This is a genomic window from Phycisphaerales bacterium (genome assembly GCA_016699835.1).
GTDB lineage: Bacteria > Planctomycetota > Phycisphaerae > Phycisphaerales > UBA1924.
The window spans coordinates 3,146,401-3,164,098 of sequence record CP064987.1 but is presented as its reverse complement, the minus strand read 5'-3'; the positions used below and the strand labels follow the sequence as shown (position 1 = coordinate 3,164,098).

General features: G+C 64.9%; 12 protein-coding genes. 7 read left to right on the top strand and 5 right to left on the bottom strand.

The genetic code is table 11. The features are described from left to right. The first annotated feature begins 14 nt into the window (after positions 1-14). Complete coding sequence (locus IPK69_13105) at positions 15-794, top strand: hypothetical protein (GenBank protein ID QQS08896.1); 780 nt, start codon at positions 15-17, stop codon at positions 792-794. A 12-nt stretch (positions 795-806) separates the two neighbouring features. Here the strand turns inward: IPK69_13105 and IPK69_13100 are convergent, their stop codons facing one another. After that, the gene (locus IPK69_13100; GenBank protein ID QQS08895.1) at positions 807-1,442 is read right to left on the bottom strand and encodes a hypothetical protein; all 636 of its coding nucleotides are present in this window, start codon (positions 1,440-1,442) and stop codon (positions 807-809) included. Next, complete coding sequence (locus IPK69_13095; GenBank protein ID QQS08894.1) at positions 1,439-2,647, bottom strand: rhomboid family intramembrane serine protease; 1,209 nt, start codon at positions 2,645-2,647, stop codon at positions 1,439-1,441. Before IPK69_13095 ends, IPK69_13100 begins: the two co-directional genes overlap by 4 nt. A 324-nt stretch (positions 2,648-2,971) precedes the next feature. Here IPK69_13095 and IPK69_13090 point away from each other — a divergent pair, with 324 nt between their 5' ends. Continuing rightward, positions 2,972-4,108, top strand: a complete 1,137-nt coding sequence (locus tag IPK69_13090) for a citrate synthase (protein ID QQS10488.1) — start codon at positions 2,972-2,974, stop codon at positions 4,106-4,108. Between the two features lie 201 nt (positions 4,109-4,309). Here IPK69_13090 and IPK69_13085 read toward each other — a convergent pair whose 3' ends face one another. The 3 genes from IPK69_13085 to IPK69_13075 form a co-directional block, all read right to left on the bottom strand. Next, a complete protein-coding gene (locus tag IPK69_13085) occupies positions 4,310-5,503 on the bottom strand; it encodes an HD domain-containing protein (protein ID QQS08893.1) in 1,194 nt (397 codons plus the stop codon). Next, positions 5,500-7,527 (bottom strand): hypothetical protein, encoded by a 2,028-nt coding sequence (locus IPK69_13080; protein ID QQS08892.1) that lies wholly within the window; start codon positions 7,525-7,527, stop codon positions 5,500-5,502. The genes IPK69_13085 and IPK69_13080 overlap by 4 nt, the downstream gene beginning before the upstream one ends. A gap of 74 nt (positions 7,528-7,601) precedes the next feature. Further along, a complete protein-coding gene (locus IPK69_13075; GenBank protein ID QQS08891.1) occupies positions 7,602-8,012 on the bottom strand; it encodes a hypothetical protein in 411 nt (136 codons plus the stop codon). Between the two features lie 170 nt (positions 8,013-8,182). Between IPK69_13075 and rpsU the strand changes: the two genes are divergently transcribed. The 5 genes from rpsU (at position 8,183) to IPK69_13050 (ending at position 17,694) form a co-directional block, all read left to right on the top strand. Then, the gene (gene rpsU / locus IPK69_13070; protein QQS08890.1) at positions 8,183-8,377 is read left to right on the top strand and encodes a 30S ribosomal protein S21; all 195 of its coding nucleotides are present in this window, start codon (positions 8,183-8,185) and stop codon (positions 8,375-8,377) included. Between the two features lie 310 nt (positions 8,378-8,687). Next, positions 8,688-11,225 (top strand): sodium-translocating pyrophosphatase, encoded by a 2,538-nt coding sequence (locus IPK69_13065; GenBank protein ID QQS08889.1) that lies wholly within the window; start codon positions 8,688-8,690, stop codon positions 11,223-11,225. 192 nt (positions 11,226-11,417) lie between these two features. Next, positions 11,418-14,240: a sodium-translocating pyrophosphatase gene (locus IPK69_13060; protein QQS08888.1), complete on the top strand. Its 2,823-nt coding sequence runs from the start codon at positions 11,418-11,420 to the stop codon at positions 14,238-14,240. A gap of 119 nt (positions 14,241-14,359) precedes the next feature. Continuing rightward, positions 14,360-17,260 carry an alanine--tRNA ligase gene (gene alaS / locus IPK69_13055; protein ID QQS08887.1) on the top strand — a complete coding sequence of 967 codons (2,901 nt, stop codon included), beginning with the start codon at positions 14,360-14,362 and terminating at the stop codon, positions 17,258-17,260. Further along, positions 17,257-17,694, top strand: coding sequence for an AtpZ/AtpI family protein (locus tag IPK69_13050; protein QQS08886.1), 438 nt, complete (start codon positions 17,257-17,259; stop codon positions 17,692-17,694). The genes alaS and IPK69_13050 overlap by 4 nt, the downstream gene beginning before the upstream one ends. The last annotated feature ends 4 nt before the right edge of the window (positions 17,695-17,698 follow it).

The window sequence follows — 17,698 nt, the reverse complement described above, 5'->3', positions numbered from 1 at the left end:
TTCTGAATGTGTCGTTGAGCCTCTTGCTGATCGCCGCCGGCGGGCTGGCGATGGCTCCGAAGCCCGCGTCACTTCTCGCCTCGACGGCGGAGTCGATGACCGCTCGAATCGTCCGACTGAAGGAAGTTCGCGTGCACGCCACGGCGAAGAAGGGCGAGGACGATTTCAACATGTTCGACAAGCCGGGCCTGACCCTGACGCTGAAGTTCGACGTGCCCGCGGGGATGAAGGTGCTGAACGTCGAGGAGCCGACCACGATCAAGGCCGTTGACAACAGCGGGACGGATCTGACCAAGGTCGAACCAGGGTTCAATGGCAAGGCCCAGTACATGGGCATGATGTTCGATGACGACAAGCAGAAGGGCGAGGTGCCGATCGTGCTCCTTCCTGCGGCCCGTTCGGCGACGACGTTCGATCTCTCGATGACCTCCGAGATCACGCTGTATCGCGACGTGAGCAAGGTCACGGTGGCCGGGCTGACGGCGACCGGAAGCGAGTGGATCGATCTGCCGTCGGAAACGTTCGGCTCGGGGGCGAAGGCCCGCGTGAAAATGTCGCGAAACTCGGTGCAGATCGAGATGAAGCCCGAGTCGCTCCATGATTCCATCGCCGAGGTCGCGTTTGTCAGCGACGGCGAGACGATGGAATCTCAGGGAAGCATGTGGGGCATGGGAACGTGCACGTTCATGTTCCCGGGGAAACCCAAGGAAGACGCGACGGTCGTGTTCGACCTGCGGACCGGATTCGAGACGCGGGCGCTCACGGTCGAGGCGAAGGGCGTCACGCTGCCATAGGCCGCGATGGAGTTAGCGCACGGCCTCGATGAATCGCTCGATCGTGGCGTCGGGGTCATCTTCACCCAGGACGAGATCGACGGCGAAGGGCTGAACGCGGGCGATGGCGTCCCGAACATACTTTGGCTTGAACGAGTACGCGGTCCAGCCGCCGAGCAGGACCGGTTTGGCGCACGACTGCACGCGCTGTGCGAGGCGATCGATCGCGGCGTTGGTCCATTCTGATTCGGGCACCACGAGAATCGCGTCGACCTCGTCGAGTTCGTCCCAGGTGGAGATCGGGTCGGCGTCCTCGGATTCACCGATGGCGGGTTGTTCGGACCAGCGGACGCGTTTGATGACGCCCGGGCCGCACTGCATGACGAGTTTGGGGTTCTCGACGCCGTCGAGTTGGGAGAGGGCCGTGGGGCAGTCTTCCTCGATGTCGGAGAAGTCGTCGATGGCGCAGTTCTCGACGACGCCGACGCTGGAGACGAAGGGCGGGAGATCGGCCATGATCTCGTAGGCCTCGACGGGATCGATCGAGGTTGGCCGGCCTTCGACAAAGTGGAACCCGATGGCGTCGGCGCCGGCATCGACGGCGGCCCAGGCCTCGTCCGCGTCGCGGACGCCACAGATTTTCACACGAACGCGCGGCCTGCTGCTCATGGCTTGGATTCCGGGATGGGGAGGAGTTCGGCTTCGAGTTGACGGGCAAGTTCGGCGTCGTCGGCGTCGAGTCTGGATGCGGCGGCGCGCAAATCTTCGCGCGCGGCCGAGTGGGCCGCGAGCCGAGCGGCGTCGGTTTCGTGAGAGAGGTATCGCACGCGGATAAGAGCCGCGACAAGGCGGACGTGCGGCGTTTGCGGGTCTCTCGCGTAGGCGCTCGCGAAGAGTTCGTATGTGCGGAGCGCCTCGGCATATCGCCCCGCACGGAAGAACTCGTTGGCGATCAGGATCTGGTTCTGGCGTGTGAGGGTGGCGTTGCGTGAGGCGTCTGGAAACTCGACGAGGAGTCTGGCGTAGGCGTCGGTAGCCGCGGACACGTCGTTGCTGGAGAGGAAGGTGGAGACCTCGGCCCTTCGTGCCGCGAGTAGTTCGACGCGCGGGTCTTCTGGGGTTTCCTTTGCCTTGACGTGGTTCTGGCGGTTCTCGTAGGTGCGGGCGGCGTCGCGGATCTCGCGCCGGCGTGCGGCGTGGCCGAGATGCCCGATGAGGTCCCAGCGTTCGCGCGGGAGGATTTTGGTGACGGTGAGGAGCAGGGTGACGACGATGCCGAAGGCGTAGCCGCCGAGGTGGGCCTGCCACGAGACGTCGGGATCGACGGAGGTCGCGGTGAGGATGTCGCGGCCGATCGCGAAGACCACCGCGGCCCACGCGGGGACCTCGTAGATCCCGATCAGAAAAAAGAAGATCAGAATCTTGATCGAGGTCTTTGGAAAGAGGACAAGATACGCCCCGGTCACGGCGGCAATGGCTCCCGACGCTCCGAGCACGGGATGAGGCGAGACGGCAATATGGGCGAGCCCGGCAAGAATCCCACCGACAAGGTAGAACGCAAGGAACCCCAGGCGACCGAGGCGGTCCTCGAGATTCGGCCCGAAGACGAAGAGGAAGAGCATGTTCCCGACGATGTGCATCCAGCCGTAGGGATCGTGGAGGAACTGGTAGGTGATGAATCGCCAGAAGTCCCTGCGGGTCTCACGCCCCAGGTCGAACTGCTCGAGCATCCAGTTGACCTCGTTCAGGCTCCCCGAGTTCGCGTGGCGCTGGGTCAACTCGACCGCGAAGACGGCGATGTTGGCGGCGATGAGGGCGTACGTGACGAAGGTCCGCCGCTTGAGAGGTCGATCTGTCCCGATCGGAATGATCACCGACGATGCTATGGGCACGGGCCCGATCACGGTTCTCGGGCCTGAGTGATGCCCTCCGCGCCCGCCGCACCCCACCACCTTCCTATAGTCGGTACACCCTCGGGTAGATGGGTTTCTCGGGACCAACGCGCCACCTTGGGCGTGCCGATGCTGGAATCGAGCGGGATGGCGGGCCTGTGTAGGTCGCCCTCTCCGTCTCACCTCGGCCGCGACCGAGACACGACCATTCGCCCTCTCGGGGAACCACCGAGCGGGATCCAAGGGCGCTGGGGGCGGAATTGCACACGCGAGAGCAAAGGAACCACCATGGCGGAGCAGAAGACGATGGGGAACTACTCGAAGGGACTGGAAGGCGTCGTCGCCGCGGAAACGAAGATGTCGTTCATCGACGGCGAGAAGGGCGTGCTGGAGTACGTCGGGATCGCGATCGACGACCTGGCACGGAACTCGACGTTTGAGGAGACGACGTTCCTTCTATGGAACTGCCGCCTGCCCAATAAGAGCGAACTCGACGCGTTCTCGAGCGATCTCCGCTCGCGGTATGACCTCCCCAACGGGATGGAGGCCCGCCTCCAGACGATTCCCAAGACGGCCCAGCCGATGCACATGCTGCGGACGATGGTCTCGTCGCTCGCGCTGCACGATGCCGAGCCGAACTCCATCGACATTCCCGCCCTGCGGAACAAGGCCCTGAACATCCTGGCCCAGACGCCGACGATCGTGGCGGCGTACGACCGCATTCGCCGCGGGCTACCCATAGTACAGCCCCGGAAGGATCTCTCCTTCGCGGCGAACTTCCTGTACATGCTCAACGGCACCGAGCCGACGCCGACGATGGTCCGCGCGTTCGACGCGTGCATGATCCTGCACGCCGACCACGGGCTCAACAACTCGACGTTCGCGGCTCGCGTGGTCAGCAGCACGCAGAGCGACATGTACTCGGCGATCACGGCGGCGATCGGCTCCCTGCGTGGGCCGCTCCACGGCGGGGCGAACGAGGACGTGATGCGCATGCTGAACCAGATCCCCAGCGTCGAGTCGGTCGAGGGGATCATCCAGGACAAACTCGCGAACAAGGCGAAGATCGCCGGGTTCGGGCACCGCGTGTACAAGGCGTACGACCCGCGCGCGACCTATCTCAAGACGCTCGCCAAGCAGTTGGCGACGGACACGGGCAACCAGAGCCTGTACGAGAAGAGCCAGGCGATCGAGCAGGTGATGCTCCGCGAGAAGGCGGCGAAGGGGATCTACCCCAACGTCGATTTCTACTCCGCGACGACGTATCACTGCATCGGGCTGCAGTTGGATCTCTTCACGCCGATGTTCGCCCTCTCTCGCATCGCGGGCTGGGCGGGACACGTGATCGAGCAGTTGAGCGACAATCGCCTGTATCGTCCGAAGGCCGAGTACGTCGGGCCGCACGGTGTTCGGTACACGCCGATGGGCGAGCGGCCTTTTTAAGACGCGATCACAACTGAATCAACGTTGAACGCCGTCCGTTTGATGCGGGCGGCGTTTTCTGTTCCGGGTACCACCACGCTCCGCGTGGTGCCATTTGGGAATAGGGACTAGGTGCGTGGAAGAGATGCAGACACAGGCAAGACGCCCATGCCACGCGATTGAGTGGGCGTCTTTGATTGATCCGTGTTCGTGTGCTCGCCTTCAGGCCGCTTCGCGTGAGGTTCGCGAGGCGACACGCTCAAAGAAGACGCTGAGCAGCTCGGGATCGAAGATCCGGGGCGAGTCCTTCAGCATGAGTTCCTTGAACTCATGCAAGGGCAGCGCGGCACGATACGGGCGGTGCGTCCGCAGCGCGTCGAAGACGTCGGCGACCTGGACGATCTGGCTGGAGACGTGCATCGTCCAGCCCTCGGGCATACTCGGATACCCACCCCCCGTCCGGTGCATGTGGTGCTCGAGCGCCACGGCGACGGCGACGTCGGGGACGTCCTTTCGCCCGAGAAGAATCTTGGCCCCGTCGATGGGGTGGCGTCGGATGATCGCGAGTTCCTCGTCGTTGAGTTTCCCGGCCTTGTTGAGGATCTCGGTCGGCACGCGCTGCTTCCCCACGTCGTGGAGAAGCGCCGCGCAGGTGATGTCGTGGACATGGTCCGGTCGCAGTCCGATCGCCTCGGCGAGCCCCGCGGACATCATCGAGACGTTGATCGTGTGGACAAACGTGTACTCGTCGTGGTTGCGGACCGCGGCGAGGGAGATCATCGTCGTCCGGCTGTTGGCGATCTCGCCCGCGAGGCTCGCGGCAAGGTTGGTGACGCCGCCGGCGTCGAGCTCGCCGCTCTGCGCGAGGGGGACGATGACGTTCTGGAGGGTGCTGGCAACGTTCTCGGGGACGAAGGCGCCTCGTGTGGATTCATCGATCGTGCCGATGGGGCCAGATGCGTTGTCGTTGGCGAGTGTGGAAGTTCCTCGCGGTGAGGTGAGATTGGTGCGTTGACCGGGCTCGTTGGCTGGCACTCCCGCGGCGATGGAGCGCAGGTGGACGTGGGCCGAGCCGCGGAAGAAGGAGTCGGTGGCCGTCTCGACACTGACGATCAGGGACTCGATCTCGGCCTGGGTGACGCCGGGCAGGAACGTCACCGCGGCGACGCCGAGTCGCTGTAGTCGACCAAGGACTCCCGCAAGAATCCGAGTGCCCGAGGGGATCGACGCCTCCCCCACCACGACGCGATCGGAGAAGAGGAGCGCCGTCGCGGCTCCCTCGGCGAGCCAGGTCTCGAGGGCGACCCGAGCGCTCTCGAGGCGTTCGCCATAGACCTTGTGGTCGGAGCCATAGAGCAGGCGCGACTCGGCGACGGCCTGGAGGGCGCTCAGGGCGGCATCGGCGCGATCGATCATGCGGCCTTCCTTCCCGCGGCCCGCGCCTGGCGCGCGAGTTTTCGAAGGCGCAACACGCGCGTGTAGAACCACAGGCCGAATCGCGAACGGACCTGATCGGCGATGGACTCGAGCGCGACCGCGCCGGCCTCGCCGTATTCCGCGAGTGTTTTCGCGGCGAGTTCGAAGTTTGTGCCCGAGACCTCAACACCAAAGTCCTCGCGGAGATACTGCTCGAGAATGGGGACCGCACGATCGGAATGCGTCTCACGGATCCGATCGATCATCCGCGACTGGAGGACCTCGTCGTCGGTCCGGATGCCCCAGCCGATGAGCGCAAGGGGCCAGTGGTCATGCGCGATGTCGAGTTCGAGGAGCAGGTCGCGCCGGACGTTGGCCGGTATGTGTGGCACGACGCCGCTGACAAGCGAGAGCACCTCGTCGTCGTGGAAGGCTCCACTTCGCGAGGCCAGGAGCGCGACCGTGGGCGATTCTTTCGCGACCGCCTCTCCCAGCCGCATCCAGTCCGTGCCCGCGTCGCGCAGGGCCGAAATGATGACAACCTGGATCTTCGCGTCGCTTGCAACGGCGTGGGCGAGCACGATCCGGGGCTCGATGCGTGAGAGCAGTTCGAGCGCGGGCTCCCGCGTCAGCCCCTCGTGCGACACGAGTTGCATCAGCGAATCGACACGCGACGCAACCGCAGCCCGGAGCATCTCGCGGGATCGATTGAACTCGTCCGTGGTCTCGCCGCTCCGTGGCATGGCCATGGCCTCGAGCAGGAGATCGAAGCGTCCTTCGGCAAGGAGCCGATCGGCGCGCGGCGCGACTCGGACGGCGAGCGCGCCGATGCTCTCGACATCCATCTCCGTCGTGGCGAGGAATCGCGCGATCGAGAGCACGTGCTCCCCGAGATCGTCCCAAACGATCGCCCGAAGCGTGGACTCTTCACCAGAGCCTGTCGACGCGATCTGGTTGAGCGTGACCTCATAGTCATCGGGATTGAAGGGCGAGCCTTCCGATGCCTTGAGGAGGACGGCCACCGCGGCTCGGAGTTGCTCATCGGTTCCCGAGATGCTCTCGGCCTGGTTGGACCACTCGCTGAGCACGTTGTGGAGGCGGGCGCCCGTCTGCGTGGCCGCCCCTTCGGTCTGGACGAGTTTCGAGAGCACGCGGAGGGAGTGGCGTGCGGTGCCGCCCTGGGGGAGCCCGCCGCTGCTGATCGCGTCGAGAACGTCGGAGGCCGGGAGGACTTCGGCGAGGTCCGCGACGGCTCGCGTGTGGCTCGCGTCCTTGCCGGCCATCCACAACATCTTCTTTCGCACGGCGGGGTCGAGTTCACCGACGAGCGCGCCGAACTGTGTCATCACTACGGCGCGTTGCTCCTCGGGAACCGCTCGGAGCGCCTCGGCCGCCGAGACCAGCGGCGACCCGGCCGAGGATCCCGACGACCACGCCGCACCGATACCGGCTTCCACACGGCGTGCCATCTCGGCGGTGTCGGCCACGCCCGAGGCCAATCGCTCGAGCACCCGGCTCCAGTCGTCGGCCTGGTCGACCGTGCCATCCCACTCGCGCAGCGCCACATCGCCATCGCGCACCGCAACGATCTGGACTTTGGCGCCCGACGCGTCGGCCAGGCGTGTGCGCGCGTCGGCGATCGAGAGTTTCCCGGTCGAGAGTCGGTCGAGCACCTCCGCAAGCACGGGGATTTCGCCCGGGGTGAGGTCGGTCTTGACACGAACCGCGGTGATGTTGGCCGCGCCAAGCCTGGCAGCAAGATCGGCGAGTTTGGATTCGTTGATCGCCTGTTCCGCGCTGGTTGCCGACGCGACTTTGAAGGCCGAGTCCACGCAGCGGATGGTGAGTTCCTGGTGCGCGCGCATCACGTCGAGCGTCGCCATGACATCGTCCACGGCACGGCGTGTGGCCGCGTGGTCTTTGTCGTAGAGGCGCATCGACTGCGCGCACCGCAGGAGCGCGAGCAACCACGCCCGCGCGAGGTCGGCGAGAGGTGTGGGAGGATTCTGGGCGTTCTGATCCATGGTCCCGATGGCGATTCATCGCCTATTCGGGTTATCGGTGAGATCGTGGGCCCGATTGAGCAGGAGTCATGGAACTACAGGCCGAGTTGCTCGAGGATGCCATCGAGCACCGAGCGGGCGAGCGACTGGTCGGGGAGCGGCTCGTTGATGATCTCGACGTGGGTATGGTCGCCTTGGGCGGTGGCCCGGACGACGACGCGGGGGAAATCGCTGGTTCGGGGTGGGATACCGACCACCATCCCAACATCGTCGGTTGTGGATGACGTTGGAATGGAGTATCCGCGTCCGATAAAGTTATCTTGTGCGGCGGCGATGACGGCAGGGACGCTGGCGCTTGCCGGGAGGTCGGCGACGAGCGTTCTGGTTTTGTACGTAGCAATCAGGCCGGAGTTGCCCTGGTATTGGGGTTGGGGGGCGCATGCTCCGAGCGCAGTCAATGTCGCGATGGTGATGGACGTGAGAACGAGGGCCTTGCATCCGTGCATGGTGGGGACTCCGGTGTTTGCACCGGATGGTACGTCAGGTCGGGGCGTGATGCTTGATCCTTGGTGGGGAGTGCCCTTTACTACTGCCCTCACATTGGGGCCATGGCCCTGGGATGAGGGGTTGGTCCATGGTTTGGGCCGACGACACCAGAGACGATCGAGAGGTATTCATGGCGATTCGGGTGAAGGCGCGCAGCGGGGAGTCCGTCGAGGGGATGATGCGGCGGTTCAAGAAGTTGTGCGACCGCGAGGGTCTCACCAAGGACATCAAGCGTCGCGAGTTCTTCGAGAAGCCCTCGGAGCGTCGTCGGCGTGCGGACCGCAAGAGCCTGAATCGCCGTTTGAAAGGCGATCCGATCAAGTAAGGCGTGATTCCGATGTGACTTGATGGTCACATCGGTTTTTTCTGATTGGTGGGCCTTTTGGAGAGAACTGGCCTGCCGTGTGCGGGAGCGCGGGACGCGCCCCACTGTGTTTGAGTTGGACAGGCGAGGGCCGGGCGGAGTCGCCCGACAGGCTTGCCCCCCCTCCCCCATGGATGGCGTCGCGGGTTGGCGCTGGCTGTGGTTGCCATTGTGGCATCAAGAGAACGAATCGACGGCGGCCCGGCGAGGGTTTGCCGATCACGCCCGAGACACGGGCAGGACTTGACGGACAGAACTTGGAGATCACCCCATGGCGTTTGGTTTCAACCGGCTGGTCAAAGGATTGACGCGAGGTCTGGTTCTGGCGTTGCCATTGATTGTGGCGATGTTCGTGGCTGCGCCGAGCGCGGTCGCGGCCGAGGAGGCCCACGCGGGCGGCGGCGAACTGGACATCGTGATGCCCGACTTCACGAACACGACCGTGAAGGCGGAGTTCCTGGGCGGGTACTCGGGGCACCAGTTGCTGATGGTCGGGCTTGTGGTCTGCGGGCTGGGGCTGGTCTTCGGCATGTGGATCTTCATGAAACTCCGCGGGATGCCTGTGCATCGGTCGATGCTGGACATCTCGGAACTGATCTATGAGACGTGCAAGGCGTACCTGCTGCGTCAGGGGAAGTTCCTGCTGATCCTGTGGGCGTTCGTCGCTGCGGCGATGCTGGTGTACTTCAAGTTCCTGCGTCACGTGGCGTGGGGCGACATGGTGATGATCACGATCTTCTCGCTGATCGGCATCGCCGGGAGTTACGGCGTGGCGTGGTTCGGGATTCGCGTGAACACGTTCGCGAATAGCCGGGCGGCGTTCGGGGCGCTCCGCGGGAAGCCGTGGCCCTGCTATGACGTGCCGCTGAAGGCGGGCATGTCGATCGGCATGGCGCTGATCTCGGTCGAGCTGCTCATCATGCTGGTGATTCTGCTGTTCCTCCCGAACGCGGTGGCGGGGAAGTGCTTCATCGGGTTCGCGATCGGCGAGTCGTTGGGGGCGGCGGCGCTGCGTATCGCGGGCGGCATCTTCACGAAGATCGCCGACATCGGCTCGGACCTCATGAAGATCGTCTTCAAGATCAAGGAGGACGACGCGCGGAACCCGGGCGTGATCGCCGATTGTGTCGGTGACAACGCGGGCGACTCGGTCGGCCCCTCGGCGGACGGCTTTGAGACGTATGGCGTGACGGGCGTCGCGCTGATCTCGTTCATCATGCTCGCGATCATGCCGAAGTTCCTGAACGGGGCGACGGACACCGCGGCGGCGACGGCGGCGGCGAGCACGGTGCAGGTGCAACTGCTCGTGTGGATCTTCGCGATGCGCATCATCATGGTGATCGCGTCGGCGGGAGCGTACTTTGTGAATCAGGCGCTCGCGAAGGCGAAGTACGGGAACGCGAGCCACATGAACTTCGAGAAGCCGCTGACGGTCCTGGTCTTCCTGACCTCGGGGATCTCGATCGTCGCGACGTACATCGCGTCGTACCTCCTCATCCCGGACATCTACGGGAACAAGGAACTGTGGTGGCAGTTGTCGACGATCATCACCTGTGGCACGCTGGCGGGGGCGATCATCCCCGAACTGGTCAAGGTCTTCACCTCGACCGAGAGCAAGCACGTGCGTGAGGTTGTGACGTCATCGGAGCAGGGCGGGCCGAGCCTGAACATCCTTTCGGGGTTTGTCGCGGGCAACTTCTCGTCGTACTGGCTGGGCATCGCGATCATGGTCCTTATGGGCGTGGCGTACTACATCGCGCAGATGGGCCTGGGCGGGATCATGGTGGCGCCGGCGGTCTTTGCGTTCGGGCTGGTCGCGTTCGGGTTCCTGGGCATGGGCCCGGTGACGATCGCGGTGGACAGTTATGGCCCGGTGACCGACAACGCGCAGAGTGTCTTTGAGTTGTCGACCATCGAGACGATCCCGGATATCCGCAACGAGGTCCAGCAGCAGTTTGGCTTCGAGCCCAAGTTCGAGGAGGCCAAGGCCTTCCTCGAGGAGAACGACGGCGCGGGCAACACGTTCAAGGCGACGGCGAAGCCCGTGCTCATCGGGACGGCGGTCGTGGGCGCGACGACGATGATCTTCGCGCTGATCGTCGGCTTGACGCACGGTTTGACGCAGGACATGGACAAGTTGGGCCTGATGCACCCGCCGTTCCTGCTGGGTCTCCTGGCGGGCGGCTGCATCATCTACTGGTTCACGGGGGCCTCGACGCAGGCGGTCTCGACCGGCGCGTATCGCGCGGTGGAGTTCATCAAGGCGAACATCAAACTCGAGGGCACCACGAAGGCGAGCGTCGAGGACAGCAAGCGCGTCGTGGACATCTGCACGCGGTACGCGCAGGCGGGCATGTTCAACATCTTCTTGGGCGTCTTCTTCGCGACGCTCGCGTTCGCGTTCTATGACTCGTTCTTCTTCATTGGCTTCCTGGTTTCGACGGCTCTATTCGGGCTCTTCCAGGCGATCTTCATGGCCAACGCCGGCGGCGCGTGGGACAACGCGAAGAAGATCGTCGAGACCGACCCTGGGCTGAAGAAGGCCGGGAAGGGCAAAGGGAGCGAACTCCACGCGGCGACGGTCGTGGGCGACACGGTCGGCGACCCCTTCAAGGACACCTCGTCGGTCGCGATGAACCCGGTCATCAAGTTCTCGACGCTCTTCGGCCTGCTCGCGGTCGAGTTGGCGATCAGCCTGTCGAAGGATGGATCGCACCTGACGCACGTTCTGGCCGGGGTCTTCTTCCTGGTCTCGGCATTCTTCGTGTGGCGTTCGTTCTACGGGATGCGGATCGGCGCAGAGAAGTAAGTCGGCATCTCGATTCTCTCAGCACTCACGCGCCCCGTCGAGATTCGGCGGGGCGTTTTCGTTTGTAGGAGAAGATGCGTGTCGAATCTCGCGTGAGCGGGACGTACGATGGGCCTTCATGTAGTTTCCAAGCGAGCGCCGGGCGTTCGCGAGTCGCCGATACGTTGCCGTAATTTTTTGAGGAGTCGCTCCATGTTCGACATGCCGACGCCGTTGATGACCATGTTCGCCTCGGGCGAGTTCACGCTCGCGATCACACCGACGCTGGGGAAGTTCGGCGAGGTGCCGAGCGCGTACTGGCTGGCGCCGGTGGGCGCGGTGGTGGCGCTCGTCGCGGCGAGGCTGATCGGGGCGTCAGTCCTGAAAAAGCCCGAGGGCGACAGCGAGATGATCCGGATCGCGGCGGCGGTGCGGCAGGGGGCGATGGCGTACCTCGCCCGGCAGTATCGCGTCGTCGGCATCGTGTTCGTGATGCTGATCGCGGCATTGGGCGTTCTATATCTCCTGGGCTTGCAACACTGGCTGTCGATGATCGGCGTTCCGATCGCGGGCCTCTTCTCGGGGATCTGCGGGTGGCTCGGCATGCGCATGGCGACGTCGGCCTCGGCGCGGACGGCGGCGGCGGCGAAGGAGTCACTGAATGAGGGGCTCACCGTCGCCTTCCGATCGGGCGCGGTCATGGGGCTCAACGTCGTGGGCTTCGCGCTCCTTGATGTCAGCGTGTGGTTCTTTGTGCTGCTGTCGATCGGCGACACGCTCGGGCTTCGAAGCGGCCTGCAGGACATGACGGTGATCATGCTGTCGTTCGGCATGGGGGCGTCGACGCAGGCGCTCTTTGCACGAGTGGGTGGCGGGATCTATACCAAGGCCGCGGACGTCGGGGCGGATCTTGTGGGCAAGGTCGAGGCTGGCATTCCCGAAGATGACCCGCGCAACCCGGCGACCATCGCGGACAACGTGGGCGACAACGTGGGCGACGTCGCGGGCATGGGGGCGGATCTCTACGAGTCGTACTACGGCTCGATCCTCGCGGCCGCGGCTTTGGGCACGGCGGCGACGTTCGCGATGCACCACCTCTCGCCGAGCGAGATGGTGAAGCACGGGATCTCGCTGGCGGCACTCCCCCTCGCGCTGGCGGGAGCGGGGATTCTCGCGTCGATTCTTGGCATTTTCGTCGTGCGGACGAAGGAGGGCGCGTCGTTCAGCGACCTGCTCAAGAGCCTGCACCGCGGGGTGTACGTCGCGTCGGCGGTGATCATACTCGCGGCGTTTGGGATTCCGTATCTGCTGCTGGGCGAGGCGTCGATTCCAGGGATGGTGCCGTGGTACCGGTTGGGGATCTCGATCGTCGCGGGGCTGGTGTCGGGACTGGTGATCGCGCAGTGGACGGAGTATTGCACGAGTTATGAGCATCCACCGACGCGGAGAATCGCGACGCAGGCGATGACGGGCCCGGCGACGGTGATCATCGCGGGGATCGCTGAAGGCATGAAGAGCACGTGGGCGTCACTGCTCGCGGTGGTCGTGGCGATCCTCGTGGCGTTCGTGGCGGCGGGTGGGAACGAGAACTTCCTTCTGGGGCTGTATGGCGTGTCGATCGCGGCGGTGGGAATGCTCGCGACGCTGGGCATCACGCTGGCGACCGACGCGTATGGGCCGATCGCGGACAACGCGGGCGGGAACGCGGAGATGTCCGGGCAGCCGCCGCATGTGAGGCAGCGGACGGACATGCTCGATTCGCTGGGGAACACGACCGCGGCGACGGGCAAGGGATTCGCGATCGGGTCGGCGGCGCTGACGGCGATGGCGCTCCTCGCCGCGTACGTGCAGGTGGTGCAGACGCAACTGCACAGCCAGTGCCTGGACATCAAGCAGGGCGAGGCGGTCGTGAGCAACGAGATTGTGCCGTATGCGTTCTATGGCGGACACGGTCGGTTCCGCGTGGTGTATCCGATGCACCAGGGGCACGAGATCAACTATGCCGACGGTGCGTTGCTGGTGGACATGGGACAGTTGGAGGGCGAGGAGCATCTGGATGATGTGCTCACACCGGGGCAGCACTTCTTTGTGACGGGGCTGCACGCGACGGGGGATGAACTCGATCCGGAACCCAAGCGAGCGCGAAAGTACGACCTTCGGGCGACGATCGGGCATGGCGAGCACGACCACACGCTGAAGTTCTCGGTGGTCTCGACGAACAACGCGACGGTGAAGGACGTGCTGGAGTTCTATGACGTGACGCTCACCAACCCTCGCGTGCTGGGCGGGCTCTTCCTTGGGGCGATGGTGGCGTTCCTGTTCTGTGCGCTCACGATGTCGGCGGTCGGGCGGGCGGCGTACGCGATGATGGGCGAGTGCCGTCGGCAGTTCGCGATCATCCGCAAGGCGCTGCGCGGGCAGGGGATGAGTGAGGGGGATATCTCGAACCCGGAGATGTGGCCCAAGCGGATCCAGCACGATGGGAAGGAGTATCCGGACTATGCCGAGTGCGTGTCGATCGCGACGGCGGGTGCTCAGCGGGAGATGATCCTGCCCTCGATCCTCGCGGTCGTGATCCCGATCGGTGTGGGCGTGGTGCTGAACGTGCCGGGGGTGATCGGGCTCCTAGCGGGGGCGCTGACGAGCGGGTTCGCGGTGGCGGTGTTCATGGCGAACGCGGGCGGGGCGTGGGACAACGCGAAGAAACTCATCGAGAGTTATGGGAAGATCACGGCGGACGACCTGGTGACAGACGCGTCGATGCGCGAGAAGTTGCCGATAGAGGTGCGCGAGACGCTGCTCGCGCGGGCGGAGGAACTGCGGGCGCTGGGGAAAGGCTCGACGCGGGTGTATGGCAAGGGTTCGGACGACCACAAAGCGACGGTGGTCGGCGACACGGTGGGCGATCCGTTCAAGGACACCTCGGGGCCTTCACTGAACATCCTGATCAAGTTGCTGTCGATTGTGGCGGTGGTCTTTGCCGGGTTTGTGGTGAAGTTCGGGCCGGCGGTGGGTGCGATGCTTGGGTTTGAATGAGTGGAAGGCGGTCGAGGAAGTAGACACAGGCGGGACGCCTGTGCCACGAGGGTGGGTAGGTCCTGTCGCGCGGACGATTCGCCGATGTGGCGGGGTTGTCACCTACGCTTTTCCCACGCATGTCGCACTTCCTCACTGTCGATCAGGCCCGCCGCACGTTTATTGATTTCTTTGTGAAATCGAAGGGGCACACGTTTGTGGCGTCGTCGCCGACGATCCCGCACGACGACCCGACGCTGATGTTCGCCAACGCGGGGATGAACCAGTTCAAGCCGATCTTTCTCGGGCAGGTCCAACCCGGGAGCCCGCTCGCGGGCCTCAAGCGTGCGGCGAACAGCCAGAAGTGCATCCGCGCCGGCGGCAAGCACAACGACCTCGACGACGTCGGCAAGGACACGTATCACCACACCTTCTTCGAGATGCTCGGCAACTGGTCCTTCGGCGATTACTTCAAGCAGGAAGCGATCGACTGGGCGATGGAGTTGCTCGTCGATGTGTACCACCTGCCGAGGGAGCGGCTGTACGCGACGTACTTCGAGGGGAACCCGGCGGCGGGGCTTGAGCCGGATATCGAGGCGCGGGATTTATGGCGGAAGCACCTGCCCGCGTCGCACGTCCTTCCCGGGAACATGAAGGACAACTTCTGGGAGATGGGGGACACGGGGCCGTGCGGGCCTTGCTCAGAGATCCACTTCGATCGCATCGGCGGGCGCGACGCGGCGTCGCTCGTGAACGCGAGCGATCCGGACGTCATCGAGATCTGGAACAACGTCTTCATCCAGTTCAATCGCGAGAGCGATGGCACGCTGAAGTCGCTCCCCGCGAAACACGTGGACACGGGGATGGGCCTGGAGCGGCTCGTCAGCATCCTGCAGAACAAGCGGAGCAACTATGACACGGACGTCTTCACGCCGATCTTCGGGGCGATCGAGCGATTGACCGGGGCACGCCCGTACATGGGCAAACTCGGCGCGCACGACCAGGGCGGCGTGGACACGGCGTATCGTGTGATCGCGGACCACATCCGGACGCTGACGTTTGCGCTGACGGATGGGGCCGTCCCGAGCAATGTGGGGCGCGGGTATGTGCTGCGCCGGATCCTGCGACGCGGCGTGCGGTATGGGCGGCAGATGCTCGGGGCGAAGACGGGGTTCTTCGCGGAACTCGTGCCGGTGGTGGTCGATCGCTTTGGCGAGGCGTTCCCGGAACTCAAGAGGAACCCGCAGAAGGTGATCGACGTGATCCTCGATGAAGAGGAGAGTTTCGGGAGGACGCTGGATCGCGGGATCAAACTCTTCTCTGAGGTCGCGGCGAACTCTTCGAAGAAAACCGTCTCGGGCGAAGACGCCTTCAAGTTGTACGACACCTACGGCTTCCCCATCGACCTCACGACGCTGATGGCCGAGGAGCAGGGGCTGAAGGTGGACATGGCAGGGTATGAGGCGAAGCGCAAGGAAGCGGAGGAACTCTCGCGATCGGGCGGGGCGAAGGGCGCGGGGGCCACGCCGAAACTGGAACTCTCGGGGGAGCAAGTCGCGAAGTTGTCGCACATGGGCGTGGACACGACGGACGACTCGCTGAAGTACACGCCGCACGACGTCACGGCTCATGTCCGCGCGATCTGGAATGGGCACACGTTCGACCAGTTGTCGCGGCCCACCGTTGCGCAGAAGTCGCACCCGATCGGGATCGTGCTCGAGCGGACGAACTTCTATGCGACGCAGGGCGGGCAGGAGCACGACGCCGGGCGTTTGCGCGTCGAGAGCATGGCCAAGTCGGCCGTGCATGAGCGATCCGGGGGCGGGGAGTTCATCGTCGAGAGCGTGCAGACGTTCGGCGGGTACGTGCTGCACATCGGTCACCTGTCGCGGGGCGACCTTGGCGTTGGCGACGTGGTGTCGTTGCACATCGATCGCGAGCGGCGCGGGGCGATCGCCTCGAACCACACGGCGACGCACCTGGCGAACCTGGGCCTTCGCGCGACGCTGGGCGAGGACGTGCACCAGAAAGGGTCGCTGGTCGCGCCGGATCGTCTTCGCTTCGATTTCTCGCACAACTCTCCCGTGTCGCCCGAGGAACTCGCCAGGGTTGAGTCGCTCGTGCGGGATCAGATTCGGCATGATTTCACGGTGTACGCGCAACTCGCGGAACTGGAGCCGGCGAGGAAGGTGAGCGGGCTGCGCGCGGTCTTTGGCGAGACGTATCCCAACCCCGTGCGCGTCGTGAGCATCGGGCAGCCGGTGGATGATCTGCTGGCGTCGCCCGACAACCCGGCGTGGCGCGAGGTGAGCATCGAGTTCTGCGGCGGGACGCACGTGGAATCGACGAAAGAGATCGGCGCGTTCGCGATCATCGGGGAAGAGGCCGTCGCGAAGGGCGTGCGGCGCGTTGTGGCACTCACGGGCGAGGCGGCGGCGGAGGCGATGAAGGCGAGCGAGCTGGTGCTGGCGAAGATCAGCGCGTCGTCGCTCCTACCCGACTCAGCCCTGGCGCCCGAGGTGTCGGCGCTCCTCACGCAACTGGATCAGATCGTGATGCCCGTGAGCGAGAAGTCGCGGGCGCGGGCGATGATCGGCGAGTTGCAGGAGCGGTTGAAGTCGGCGGGGAAGGCCGTGGCCGAGGCGAAGCGGGAGCAGGCGATCCACCAGGCTCGGCAGATCGCGGAGATAGCGGCGACGTCGCTCGAGCCGGTGATCGTCGGGACGCTCGACGTGGGCGAGGACCGCGCGGCGATCCAGGCGGCGGTGAAACTCGTGCGCGACAAGTGTCCCTCGAGCGCGGTGATGCTCATCAGCGCGGACGATGGGCCTGATGCAAAGGTCGCGATCCACGCGTCGGTGCCCGACGCGCTCGTGAAGCGTGGGCTGACCGCGGGGCAATGGGTGCGCGAGACGGCGAGCGTCGTGGGCGGGAAGGGCGGCGGGAAGCACGATAACGCGCAGGGCGGCGGGACGGACGTGAGCAAGGTGAAGGAGGCGGTCACCACCGCGCGGGCCGCGGGTTTCCGGATGCTGACATGAGCGAGCGAGAGCGGTTCGAGGATCGCGATGTGCAGCCGGATGATCTGGCGGGGGATCAGCCGGGTGAGCGTTGGCCGAGCGTGCCCGATCCGGCGGACACGCCCGAGGAGGATCCTCGGCTGAAGATTCCCGAGGTGCTGACGAGGCCCACGCCCGCACCGATGGCGACGGGGGAATCCAAGGGATCGTGGGCGGACGCGGCGAAGGCATGGGGCGCGGCGTTCGATTTCGTCGGGACGGTGCTGGGGGGTGTGGTCGTGGGGTATCTGGTTGATCGCTGGGCGAAGACCTCGCCCTGGGGCGTGATGATCGGGCTGGGCGCGGGGTTTGTGATGGCGTTCGTTCGGATCGTGCGGGCGAGCATCCGGGAGGATCGGAAAGCCACGGAAGAGCGGCGGCGGAACAGGGGCGATGGCGGCGGTGGCAAGTGGTGATTCC

Bases quoted from the DNA above. Each gene is read 5' to 3' on its own strand.
- IPK69_13085 (QQS08893.1), bottom strand. From the start codon at position 5,503: ATGATCGATCGCGCCGATGCCGCCCTGAGCGCCCTCCAGGCCGTCGCC.
- IPK69_13060 (QQS08888.1), top strand. From the start codon at position 11,418: ATGTTCGACATGCCGACGCCGTTGATGACCATGTTCGCCTCGGGCGAG.
- alaS (QQS08887.1), top strand. From the start codon at position 14,360: ATGTCGCACTTCCTCACTGTCGATCAGGCCCGCCGCACGTTTATTGAT.
- IPK69_13080 (QQS08892.1), bottom strand. From the start codon at position 7,527: ATGGATCAGAACGCCCAGAATCCTCCCACACCTCTCGCCGACCTCGCG.
- IPK69_13075 (QQS08891.1), bottom strand. From the start codon at position 8,012: ATGCACGGATGCAAGGCCCTCGTTCTCACGTCCATCACCATCGCGACA.
- IPK69_13090 (QQS10488.1), top strand. From the start codon at position 2,972: ATGGGGAACTACTCGAAGGGACTGGAAGGCGTCGTCGCCGCGGAAACG.
- IPK69_13050 (QQS08886.1), top strand. From the start codon at position 17,257: ATGAGCGAGCGAGAGCGGTTCGAGGATCGCGATGTGCAGCCGGATGAT.
- IPK69_13100 (QQS08895.1), bottom strand. From the start codon at position 1,442: ATGAGCAGCAGGCCGCGCGTTCGTGTGAAAATCTGTGGCGTCCGCGAC.
- rpsU (QQS08890.1), top strand. From the start codon at position 8,183: ATGGCGATTCGGGTGAAGGCGCGCAGCGGGGAGTCCGTCGAGGGGATG.
- IPK69_13065 (QQS08889.1), top strand. From the start codon at position 8,688: ATGGCGTTTGGTTTCAACCGGCTGGTCAAAGGATTGACGCGAGGTCTG.